The sequence below is a fragment of the Clostridium sp. MB05 genome (assembly GCF_046581255.1).
GTDB lineage: Bacteria > Bacillota > Clostridia > Clostridiales > Clostridiaceae > Clostridium.
Map to the genome: position 1 here is coordinate 2360836 of NZ_CP174370.1, position 12937 is coordinate 2373772.

The window sequence follows — 12937 nt, forward strand, 5'->3', positions numbered from 1 at the left end:
ATATAATCACCTACTTTTAATTGCTTCAACCATACTTCTTATTCTAATTTTTGCTGCACCTAAATTATTAGTCTCATCTATTTTTAATTGGGTATATAGCTTTCCATTATTCTCTAAGATTCTTTTGGTTTCATCAGCAATTATGGCATCAGTTCCACATCCAAAAGAAACTAGTTGAACTAATTGCATATCATCATTTTCTAACACAAAGTTTGCTGCATTAAATAATCTAGCTTGATATGTCCATTGATTTAACATTTTTATATTATAATTATCTTTATTTATAGGTATAGAGTCTTCTGTTAGAATTACTATATTTAGAGAATTTATCATTTTATCTATTCCGTGATTTATTTCTTTATCAACATGATAAGGCCTTCCGGCTAAAACAACTATTAGCAAATTATTTTCTCTAGCGTAATCAATAGCTAATTGACCTTTATTTAAAATTTCTTGTTTATATTTTTTATATTCTTCAATAGCTTTATAATAAGCTATCTTTATATGCTTTTTGCTTATCCAACTATAATGATTCTTTAAAGAATTATATAAATTTTCTATTGTACTTTTATCAGAATTTAAATCTAAATAAGGACTTATAAAATTAGAATCTTTTAGTTTTGATATATTATTTTTTATAACTTCAGGATAATAAGCTACAACTGGACAATTGAAGAAATTGTCAGATATTTCTTCATTAAAGTTATATGTCATACATGGATAAAATATATTTTTAATATTCTTATTTATAAGGCTCTCTATATGACCATGGCTTAATTTAGCAGGATAGCATACAGTGTCAGATGGAATTGTGTGTTGTCCTCTCAAATATAGTTTCTTTGATGAAGTTTCTGATAAAACAACTTTAATTCCTAATTCATTGAAAAATTTAACGAAGAAAGGTAAATTTTCATACATATTTAAAACCATTGGAATACCAATAGTACCTTTTTCTCCCTCATTATTAGCATAACTAATTAATTTACTATTTTTATATTCATACATATTAGGAATAGTATTATCAGTATATTTTCCTGTTGGTTTTGAACACCTATTACCTGATATATATTTTTTACCACCTGAAAATGTATTTATAGTTAGATTACATTTATTAGTACATAGTCTACACTTAACCCCTTTAGATTCGTGCTTAAAATTTATAAGGTCATCTTTATTTATAATTTTAGATGTAGTTGGATTCTTACTTTTAGCATATAAGGCAGCCCCATATGCTCCCATTAATCCAGATATATTTGATCTTATTACATTTTGATTTAATTCAAGCTCTAAGCTTCTCAAAATGGCATCATTGCATAAAGTTCCACCTTGAACTATAACATTTTTACCTATATTTTTAGTTCGAATAACTTTATATAGTGCATTTTTTACAACACTTATAGATAAACCAGCAGAAACATCTTCAATTGTAGCACCATCTCTTTGGGCTTGTTTTACTGATGAGTTCATAAAAACAGTACATCTAGATCCTAAATCAGCTGGATGTTTTGCAAATAATCCAAGCTTTGAGAAACTTTCAACGTCATATCCCATAGCTTTTGCAAAACTTTCTATAAAAGAACCACATCCAGAAGAACACGCTTCATTTAAGATTATACTCTTTATAGCTTTATTCTCTATTTCAAAACATTTTATATCTTGTCCACCAATATCAAGTATAAAATCAACATTATGGTTAAATCTACTTGCTGCTATATAGTGAGCCAGTGTTTCCACTATTCCAAAATCTATGGAAAACCCTTTTTTTATTAATTCTTCTCCATACCCAGTTACAGAACTTCCTTTAACTTTTATTTTATTTCCAAAATTAGAATAGACATAGTCTAATTGTTTTTTTATAACTTTTATAGGATTTCCTTCATTATGTCCATAATATTTATATAGTATGCTATCACATTCATCAATAAGCACTAGTTTTGTAGTTGTACTACCAGCATCTATTCCTAAATAAACATTACCAGTACAGTTATTTATATCATTATGAAGTACTTTTGCTCTATTATGTCTTTCAATAAATTTATTATAATCTAACTTATTTTTAAATAATGGTTGAATTTCTTTTCTTACTTCCAAGTTTGTATTATTTGAAGATGATAATATTGAAATTAGTTTGTTGTATGTATATGTTTTTTCCTCATTTATAGCAAATAACGCAGCTCCCTTTGCTACAAAAACTTCAGCATCTTCTGGCACAATAGCAGTTTTGCTAGACAAATTTAAATCTTTAATAAATCTTTCTCTAAGCCCCTTATAAAAATAAAGAGGACCACCTAAAAATAGTATGTTACCTTTTATTTCCCTACCTTGAGCTAAACCACCAATAGTTTGATTTACAACTGCCTCATAAATACTAGTAGCAATATCAGACTTATTTGCACCTTGATTTAGTAATGGTTGTATATCAGATTTTGCGAAAACTCCACATCTAGATGCTATGGGATACATGCTTTTATATTCTAAACTAATTTCATCTAATTCCTCTACTGTTATTCCCATTAGACTTGCCATTTGATCTATAAATGCACCAGTTCCACCAGCACAACTTGAATTCATTCTTTCCTCTAATCCATTAGTTAAGTATATTATTTTAGCATCTTCACCACCAAGTTCAATAACTACATCAATATTATTAAATATTTTCTTAACCCCTATAGTGGTGGCAAAAACTTCTTGAACAAATGAAATATTTGATTCTTTAGCAACTCCATAGCCTGATGATCCCGTTATAGAAACTTTAAAATCATTATTTTTTAGTATATTCTTTGCCTGCTGGATTTCTTCTAAAATTGTTTCTCTTACTTTAGTAAGATGTCTTTTATAAGCCTTGTATATAACTTTATCATATTCATCTAATATAACTAATTTTACTGTAGTGGAACCTGCATCTATTCCAAGTTTATATATCATTTCAACTACCTCTCCCCATATAAAAAATAATCCCTATAAGTAATATATTACTTATAGGGGAATTAAATTATGCTAAGGTGCAGCTATCTCTTATGATTAATTTTACAGGTAAAACAATTTTTTTACTTAATACTCTATCATTCTTTATTCTTTCCATTAAAGTGTCCAATGCAGTTTCTCCCATAAAGTCAGTAAAGACCTTAACTGTAGTTAAAGATGGAGATAAATATTGAGCTGTAGCTATATCATCAAATCCAACTATACTTATATCCTCTGGAATCTTATATCCATTTTCTTGAATAGCCTTATATGCTCCTATAGCCATTGGATCACTAGCTATAAAGAAAGCAGATGGAACTTTAGTTAACTTTAATGCTTTATTCATAAGATTATAGCCATCTTCAGGCGTAAAATTGCCTTTAAATATCCATTCTTCCTTAAAATTATCTATTTCCAACATAAAATCTTTATAGGTCGCTTCTCTATAATTAATAAGCTCTATGCTTTCGGTATTATTATGAGGAACTACCTTTGCTCCTATGTAGCCTATATCTTTATGACCTAGTCTATGTAAATATTCCAATGCTTTTCTAGCTCCATATTTTAAATCCACAACAATAGAATCAAATTCCCATTCTTCTGGAGATGAATCTATAAAAACTATATTAGGAGATATTTCTTTAAGTCTTTGAATTTCATTATTTTCAAATATTCCTATGGCAATTATCCCATCAAGTTCTTTATAGTTAGAATTATCATCGGTTAATATCTTTGTAAGATATAGTGATTTAAAGTCAATATTTTCTTCAACACATTTTTTTTCTATAGCCATTCTAATTGATAGAAAGTATGGATCATTTAATTCTTTAGTTTCTGTAAAAGAACAAATTATTCCCACAGTATATTTTTTCAATTTATTTTTTCTTTCTTTTATAGTTACATAGTTCATTTCTTCAGCTATACTTAAAACTCTTTTTCTTGTTTCCTCTGAAACATTTAGAGTTTTATCAAAGTTTAAAATTCTAGAAACTGTTGATATAGACACTGAAGCTTCACTTGCTATATCCTTTATAGTTGCCATTTATAATCACCTCAATTATTTATATAAATAATAACTAAAGATGAGACATACTTAATAATGCCTCATCTTGTATAGTTTAATTAATTGTTGTCTTTAAGCTATTTATATATCTTCCAATAGCTTCTTTACCTTCTTCATTCCATTTAAATACACCACAATGTTCTAATACCTTAGAAAATACTTCTCCAACTTCCTTTTCTATAATTTCATCAATATTTTCATTAGATATAGAAGGGTTTTTCTTTCTTATCTCTTCATACCAATCAAAATGAATTCTCATAGATTCATCACTATATATATCATTTTTTTCACCAAGTAAATAGGATTTTATAATCTCCAATTCATCTTTTAGTCTGGCAGGAAGAACAGCTAAACCAAGAACTTCTATTAGCCCTATATTCTCTTTTTTAATATTATGAAGTTCTTTATGCGGATGAAAAATTCCATCGGGGTATTCTTCATTAGTTCTATTATTTCTAAGAACTAAATCTAATACGTATAATTCACCTTTTCTTCTGGCTATTGGTGTTATTGTATTATGATAAATTTCATTAGAATGAGAGTAAACTTCTGCAGTTTTATCAGTATAAGATCTCCAATGAGATAAAATTTTGTCTGATAGTTCACTTAGCTTTAATCTATCCATTCCCTTTAATCTTAATACAGTTAAAGGCCATTTTACAATAGATAATTCGATATCTTCATAATTATCTAGTTTAAATTTATAAACATCCTCTGCTTTATCCATTGCAAATTCATAGTTACCACCTTGATAGTGATCATGTGTAAGAATAGATCCTCCAACAATAGGCAAGTCTGCATTAGAACCTGCAAAATAATGAGGGAACTTTTCTACAAATTCTAGTATTCTATCAAAAGTATTTTTAGTAATTTTCATTGGAACATGCTCTCCAGAGAAGATAATACAGTGTTCATTATAATAGGCATATGGTGAATACTGTAAATACCAATGCTCTGATTTTAAACTAATAGGGATTGTCCTTAAATTTTGCCTTGCAGGATGATTTAACCTACCTCTATACCCCTCATTTTCTTTACATAATAAACACTTAGGATATTTTGATGGTGGCAAATTCTTTGCTGCAGCTATAGCCTTAGGATCTTTTTCAGGCTTTGATAAATTTATTGTTATATCTAATTCTCCATATTCTGTAGGAGATTTCCAAATAACATTTTGTGCTATTCTATCTGTCCTCACATAATCACATGATTTACTTATATTATAAAAATAATCTGTAGCACTTTCTTTTGATTTAAAATAACGATTATTAAATTCCTTTATAACATCTGATGGCCTTGGAATTAATAACCCCATAATTTTAGTATCTAATAAATCTCTATATATAGGGGAATTAGATTCTAAAATTCCATTTTCAAAAGCATAATCTAATATATTATTTAATATATCTGTTGGAGTATTTAAATTCTCATCCTCTATTTGAAAGTCCTCATATTCATCAAGATTTAAAACATCTAATAAATTATTTCTTATAAATATTTCATCATCTTTAGTAAAAAGCTCATGTTTTAACCCATATTGAATAAGCCTTTTTATTTCCCCATAAATTATCATATATTCACCTACTTATTAAAACCTGTTGGATTATTTTTATGCCAATTCCAAGCTGAAGCAATTATATCTTCAACATTAGTATAATTTGGTTTCCAATTTAAAGTATTTCTTGCCTTTTCAGCTGATGCAATTAATCTTGCTGGGTCTCCAGATCTTCTTTCGCAAATTTTTGCTGGTATTTCATGTCCAGTAACTTTTCTTGCAGCTTCAATCATTTCTTTAACTGAAAATCCACTACCATTTCCTAAATTAAATATATCACTATCATTTTCTTTTCTAAGATAATCAACAGCAAGAATATGAGCATTTGCTAAATCTATTACATGAATATAGTCTCTAATACAAGTTCCATCTTCTGTATCATAATCTTCTCCAAAAATTGATATAAATTCTCTTTTACCTAAAGGAACTTGTAGGATTAAAGGAATTAAATGAGTTTCAGGGCTATGATCTTCCCCTATACTTCCACTTATATGAGCTCCAGCTACATTGAAGTATCTAAGAGACACATACTTAACTCCATGAGCTATATCTGCCCATTTCATCATCTTCTCCATAGCAAGTTTAGTTTCTCCATATGCATTAGTTGGTTCAGTTCTATCTGTTTCAACTATAGGCATTTTAGTAGCTTCTCCATAAGTTGCTGCTGTAGAAGAAAATACTATTTTCTTAACATTATTTGCAATCATTACTTTTAAAAGAACTTCTGTTCCATGAACATTGTTATTATAGTATTTTAGTGGATTTGTCATACTTTCTCCCACTAAAGAATTTGCAGCAAAATGAATTACTTCACTTATATTATTTTCTTTAAATACTTTATCAAGCTCTTCTTCATTTCTTATATCAACCTTATAAAATTTTGCTTTAGGGTTAACTGCTTCAATGTGTCCAGTTTCTAAGTTATCTACAATTATAACCTCTTCACCCTTTTCAATTAATTGATAAACAGTATGACTCCCAATATAACCTGCTCCACCACAAACTAATATCATTTATATCTTCCTCCTAAATTTCTCTAGTTCCATCTCCTATATTTGCTATATAGAAACTAGCTTCGTATCCTATTTTTTCTTTATATCCTTGTCCTACATTTTTAATAAAGTCATCAACTTTATCTTTTTTTACTAGTGCAACTGTGCATCCACCAAAGCCTGCACCTGTCATTCTTGCTCCAATTGTAGCTTCATGATTCCATGCAAGTTCAACTAATGTGTCTAACTCTATTCCTGTTACTTCATAATCATCTCTTAAAGAAATATGAGATTCATTCATAAGCTTACCAAATGTAACTAAATCATTTTTAACTAAGGCATCTTTAGCCATTAAAGTCCTTTGATTTTCATAGACAGCATGTTTAGCTCTTTTTATTCTAATATCATCTTTAATTAAGCTCTTATTTTCTTCAAATTCATTTATTGATAATTCTCCTAAAGAGTTTATATTTAATTTTGTTTTTAATTCTTCTAAAGCCTTTTCACATTCACTTCTACGTTCATTATATTTTGAATCTGCTAAACCTCTTCTTTTATTTGTATTTGATATAACTATAACTTCATCCTTTAATTCTATAGGACAATAATTATATTTTAAAGTGTTACAATCTAAAAGTATAGCATTATTTTCCTTTCCCATGCCAATTGCAAACTGATCCATTATACCACAGTTAACTCCAACAAACTTATTTTCTGCTTCTTGAGAAAATTTTACTAAGTCAACTCTATCAATATTAAAATTAAATAAGCTGTCCATCATCACTGCAGTTAAGAGTTCTAATGATGCAGAAGAGGAAAGTCCAGCACCATTTGGTATATTTCCATAAATAACAACATCGAATCCTTTATTTATACTGTATCCATGTTTAATCATTACGTCGATTACACCTTTAGGATAATTAACCCAATCATGTGATTTTTCATAGTTTATATTTTCTAAATCAAATTCTATTATGCCTATATTTTCAAAGTTGCTTGAATACATTCTTACTTTTTTATCATCTCTTAAACTTATAACTCCATAAGTTCCAAAGCTTAAAGCACAAGGAAATACATTTCCTCCATTGTAATCTGTATGCTCCCCAATTAAGTTTACTCTACCAGGTGAAAAAAACGTTCTACAATTTTCCTTTTCTCCAAATACTTTTTTAAAAGTAGCGTTAATTTCATTTTTCATAATAACCCTCTCCATTACAAATTTATTTTTACCCTATCTAATAAGTTAATATTAACACATTAAGAAAAAAAATGCAATTTATTTTATCAATTTTTACTTAAATTTTACTAAAGTTTTACTAAAAATTTTTTAAATATAATTTTTTATAAAGTAAAAAAGAACATCACGTTTTTACGTGATGTTCTTTTTGAATTATGAAATTTGTGCATTTTCAAATTGACTATTATATAAAGAAGCATAGAATCCCTTTTTACTTAAAAGTTCATTATGATTACCTTGCTCTACAATATCTCCATCTTTCATTACTAATATTAAATCAGCATCTCTTATAGTTGATAATCTATGAGCAATTATAAAGCTAGTTCTATCTTTCATTAAGTTATCCATAGCTTTTTGTATAAGTACTTCAGTTCTTGTATCAACGGAACTTGTAGCTTCATCTAGTATTAATATTTTAGGATCAGCTAATATTGCACGAGCAATTGTTAATAACTGCTTTTGACCTTGAGATACATTACTTGCATCTTCATTTAATTCCATATTATATCCATCTGGTAAAGTTTTTACAAAGTGGTGAACATGAGCTGCTTTTGCTGCTTCTATTACTTCTTCATCACTAGAATTTAAATTACCATAACGAATATTTTCCATTATACTTCCGTTAAATAACCAAGTATCTTGTAATACCATTCCGAAAACTTTCCTTAAATCATTTCTTTTAAAATCATTTATATTATGATTATCTAATAAAATTTCTCCACTATTTAATTCATAAAATCTCATCAACAACTTAACAATGGTTGTTTTACCTGCACCAGTAGGTCCCACAATAGCAACCCTTTGGCCAGGTTTTATTTTACTAGAAAAATCATTAATTATTATTTTATCTTCATTATATCCAAAGTGAACATTTTTAAATGCAACTTCACCTTTAATATCATCAATACTTAAAGGATTTTCAACATCTAATACTTGTTCTTCTTCCTCTAAGAATTCAAAAACTCTTTCTGCTGATGCTGCTGTAGATTGTAATACATTAGCAATTTGAGCTGTTTGTGCTATAGGTTGAGTAAAGGATCTAGTATATTGAACGAAAGAAAGGATATCTCCAACTTCTATAGCTTTTCTAATAGCAAGCCATCCACCTAAAATAGATACTATAACATATCCTATATTTCCTATAAAGGTCATTATAGGCATCATCATACCTGATAGAAATTGAGATTTCCATGCAGAATTATATAAAGTACTATTTAACTTATCAAACTCTTCTACAGCTTTTTCTTCACCATTAAAAGCTTTCATTATATTGTGACCACTATAAATTTCTTCAACATGACCATTTACATGACCTAAAAATGATTGTTGTTCTTTAAAGTATTTTTGAGATTTTTTTACTACTAATGTAATTAATATTCCTGATAAAGGAATTATTAATAGTGATGCTAGTGTCATAGTTATACTTATTGATAACATCATTATTAAAACACCTATTATAGTTGTTATAGATGTTAAAATTTGAGACATACTTTGATTTAAAGTATTACTTACTGTATCAACATCATTAGTTACTCTTGATAAAACTTCTCCATGAGTCATTTTATCGAAGTATTTTAATGGCATACGATTTATTTTTTCTGAAATTTCTTTTCTAAGATTATATGAAACCTTTTGAGCCACTCCAGACATTATAAATCCTTGTATAAATGCAAATACTGCACTAATTATATATAATACTAGCAGTATTGCAATAATATTTCCTATATACGAAAAATCAATTGCTGCACCTGCTTCACCAGATACTTTGCTTACTAATCCTTCAAACAATTTAGTAGTAGCCTTACCTAATACCTTAGGACCTATAATTGAAAAAGCTGCACTACCAATTGCAAATATTAAAACTATAATAATTGAAAGACTATAAGGTTTTAAATATTTCATTAATTTTTTAATAGTTCCTTTAAAATCCTTAGCCTTCCCTCCTGCGTGCATTCCACCCATTGGGCCACCAAAGCCACCAGATCTTCTATCTTTTACATTATTGCTCATGACATAAGTTCCTCCTTTGAAAGCTGTGATAAGGCTATTTGTTTATAAACATCACAATTATCTAAAAGTTCTTTATGAGTTCCAATTCCTACAACGCTTCCCTCATCTAGTACTATAATTTGATTTGCATCCTTAATAGTACTTATTCTTTGAGCAACAATAATCATAGTTGCGTCATTAATATTTTTCTTTAGTGATTTTCTAAGAGCAGCGTCTGTTTTAAAATCTAAAGCAGAAAAACTATCATCAAAAATATATATTTCTGGTTTTTTAACTAAAGCTCTTGCGATAGATAACCTTTGTTTTTGTCCACCTGAAACATTTGTACCACCTTGAGAGATTTCTGTGTTAAATCTATCCGGTTTTGTTTCTATAAACTCTAAAGCTTGTGCTATTTCAGAAGATTTTACTAAATTATCTTCTGTAGCATTTGGATAACCATACTTTAAATTACTTTCTATGGTTCCAGAGAAAAGTACTCCCTTTTGAGGAACATATCCTATTTTTCCCCTTAAATCTTTTTGATTTGATTCTCTTATATCTATTCCATCAACAAGTAATTCACCTTTTGAAATATCATAAAATCTAGGAATCAAATTAATTAACGTAGATTTACCACTACCAGTACTTCCTATTATTGCGGTTGTTTCACCTGGTTTTGCTGTAAAACTAATATTATTTAAAACATAATCTTCTGCACCTGGATATTTAAAGCTTACATTTTTATATTCTACATAACCTTTTTTTGATTCTATAAATTTCTTTGTTTGTTTTTTATCTTCTATACTTATATCAGTATATAATACTTCACTAATACGTTGAGCTGATACCGAAGCACGTGGTAACATTATAGAAATCATAGATATCATTAAGAATGCCATTATAATTTGCATAGCATATTGCATAAATGCCATCATATCTCCAACTTGCATTGTACCAATATCTACTTGATGAGACCCAACCCATACGATTAATAATGTTATTACATTCATTATAAGCATCATAGCAGGCATCATTGAAGACATTATTCTATTTACAAATAAATTTGTTTTAGTCAAATCTTTATTCGCATTATCAAATTTAACTTCTTCATGCTTTTGAGTGCTAAAAGCTCTAATAACTAACATACCAGTTAAACTTTCTCTTGTAACTAAATTAAGTTTATCAATAAGCTTTTGAACTGACTTAAATTTTGGAATAGCCAATCCAAATAAAATACTTACAAGTAATGAAATTAACACTACAGCTACAGCTATAATCCAAGTCATTGATGTATCAGTTTTTATTACTTTTAAAACTCCACCTATACCTAATATTGGTGCATAAAAGACTATTCTAAATAACATTACCATAAGCATTTGTATTTGTTGAATATCGTTTGTACTACGGGTAATTAAGGACGCAGTAGAAAATTTATCAAATTCAGCATTTGAGAATTCACTTACTTTTCTAAATACATCTCCTCTTAATGTCTTACCTAAACCAGCTGCAATTCTAGCTGATATAAGTCCAACAATAACTGCAGCTGCCATACTAATAAGTGCGATACCTAACATTTTAAGACCAGCAAAAATAATAAAATTTGATTGAAGCTTATCTGTATCAATTCCTATTTGTTGGTATTCACTTTTTACATATGAAACTGCTGCTTGTTCTATCATACTATCAGGCATTTCATCAAATTTTTCATTTATTTGACCTAAAAGACTGTTTAACTGTTCTTTTGGAGTATTTTTTAAAATTAAAAATGGATCTGTACCTGCAGGAATATTCATATTATTTGACATATTACCCATTATATTTGTATCAGAAGATCCCGTTTCAATTCCATAAACTATAAGTTCAGGCTTTGCTAATATACTATTTAATCTAGATATTGAGTCTTTATCTTTTGTATTAAGCTCATATAAAGGCTCCTCATCTAATATTGGATATTTTTTTAAATATTTACTAAGCTCGTCATTTGAAAGATTATCTTTATCTATTAATGTGTAGTTTTCTTCTATATATTTAAGGTCATCCCCATTTATAAAGATAGAAAGCTTATCTAATTCACTTTTACGTATTATATTAGGGGCTGCATTATCTACCCCACCTTGTTGAATACCTACATTTACTATATTAGACATATAATCTGGAAGTGATAATTCACAAACAGCTTGAATGAATAATAAAGCTATCACAACAAGGATAGAACCGATAAATGGTTTTAAGTATTTTGTCAGTTTTATCATTTAATTTTTCTCCTTTCAAATTTCATTGTATGTATGGTTAATTATGAATATATATTAATTATATTTTCATAACTATTATATGTCAATAACTTTTATTATTGTATAACTAAAAAAAATAGTTTATAATTATAATAAGTAATAATAAAGGAGGATATCCATGAGTAATAATACTAATAATAATATTGAGGAGGTATCAAATAATTTATTTGGTTTATTAATGCACATACATAATAAACTTTTTAATGCAAATCAAATGGTTAAAGGGCTTCATATCCCCCCTTCTCATGCTAAAGTTATTTATTTTCTTTCTAGGAAAGAATCCTCATCTGTTTCTGAAATAGCAGAACATTTGTGTATTTCAAAGCCGAATATGACACCTATAATTGATAAACTTATCGTTGAAGATTTTGTTTGCAGGTATACTGATCCTGATGACAGAAGAAAAATAAAAGTAAAACTAACAGATAAAGCATATGATTTTATAAAGGAAAGAGAAAAAAATATTAAGGCAAACTTATATAATAAAATATCCTCATTGGATGTAGACGATTTAGAAAATTTAAATCTATCAATTAAAGATATGAATGAGATAATATCTAAATTAAAATAAAATATAAAAAGATAAATGTTTCTATGTAAACATTTATCTTTTTATATTAATACTATATTTCTTCTATAGAGATAGCATCATATCCAGCCTCATCTATAGCTGAAATTAATGTATTATTATCTAATGTTGTTTCTATTGTAGCATTTTTTTCTTCTAAGCTTACCTCAACTGAAGAAACTCCTTTTAATTCCTGTAAAGCTTCTTTTACGTGAGCGACACAATGACCACAACTCATTCCTTCAATATTTATTTTCTTTTTCATATCATTGTCC

Annotated in this window: 9 protein-coding genes; 1 reads left to right on the forward strand and 8 read right to left on the reverse strand. The window is 28.0% G+C overall.

Annotation, left to right across the window (positions count from 1 at the left end):
• Positions 1 to 6: 6 nt before the first annotated feature.
• The 7 genes from ACH36K_RS10975 to ACH36K_RS11005 form a co-directional block, all read right to left on the reverse strand.
• Positions 7 to 2925 (reverse strand): acyl-CoA dehydratase activase-related protein, encoded by a 2919-nt coding sequence (locus ACH36K_RS10975; RefSeq protein WP_411167670.1) that lies wholly within the window; start codon positions 2923 to 2925, stop codon positions 7 to 9.
• 67 nt (positions 2926 to 2992) lie between these two features.
• Positions 2993 to 4006: a LacI family DNA-binding transcriptional regulator gene (locus tag ACH36K_RS10980; protein ID WP_411167671.1), complete on the reverse strand. Its 1014-nt coding sequence runs from the start codon at positions 4004 to 4006 to the stop codon at positions 2993 to 2995.
• A gap of 76 nt (positions 4007 to 4082) precedes the next feature.
• Complete coding sequence (gene galT / locus ACH36K_RS10985; RefSeq protein ID WP_411167672.1) at positions 4083 to 5600, reverse strand: UDP-glucose--hexose-1-phosphate uridylyltransferase; 1518 nt, start codon at positions 5598 to 5600, stop codon at positions 4083 to 4085.
• 8 nt (positions 5601 to 5608) lie between these two features.
• Complete coding sequence (galE, locus tag ACH36K_RS10990) at positions 5609 to 6595, reverse strand: UDP-glucose 4-epimerase GalE (protein ID WP_411167673.1); 987 nt, start codon at positions 6593 to 6595, stop codon at positions 5609 to 5611.
• Between the two features lie 13 nt (positions 6596 to 6608).
• The gene (locus ACH36K_RS10995; protein WP_411167674.1) at positions 6609 to 7772 is read right to left on the reverse strand and encodes a galactokinase; all 1164 of its coding nucleotides are present in this window, start codon (positions 7770 to 7772) and stop codon (positions 6609 to 6611) included.
• A 192-nt stretch (positions 7773 to 7964) separates the two neighbouring features.
• The gene (locus ACH36K_RS11000) at positions 7965 to 9821 is read right to left on the reverse strand and encodes an ABC transporter ATP-binding protein (protein ID WP_411167675.1); all 1857 of its coding nucleotides are present in this window, start codon (positions 9819 to 9821) and stop codon (positions 7965 to 7967) included.
• Positions 9818 to 12055, reverse strand: coding sequence for an ABC transporter ATP-binding protein (locus tag ACH36K_RS11005; RefSeq protein ID WP_411167676.1), 2238 nt, complete (start codon positions 12053 to 12055; stop codon positions 9818 to 9820). The genes ACH36K_RS11000 and ACH36K_RS11005 overlap by 4 nt, the downstream gene beginning before the upstream one ends.
• 157 nt (positions 12056 to 12212) lie before the next feature.
• Here ACH36K_RS11005 and ACH36K_RS11010 point away from each other — a divergent pair, with 157 nt between their 5' ends.
• Positions 12213 to 12665 (forward strand): MarR family winged helix-turn-helix transcriptional regulator, encoded by a 453-nt coding sequence (locus ACH36K_RS11010; RefSeq protein ID WP_411167677.1) that lies wholly within the window; start codon positions 12213 to 12215, stop codon positions 12663 to 12665.
• 52 nt (positions 12666 to 12717) lie between these two features.
• Here ACH36K_RS11010 and ACH36K_RS11015 read toward each other — a convergent pair whose 3' ends face one another.
• Complete coding sequence (locus ACH36K_RS11015) at positions 12718 to 12927, reverse strand: heavy-metal-associated domain-containing protein (RefSeq protein WP_411167678.1); 210 nt, start codon at positions 12925 to 12927, stop codon at positions 12718 to 12720.
• Positions 12928 to 12937 lie beyond the last annotated feature (10 nt).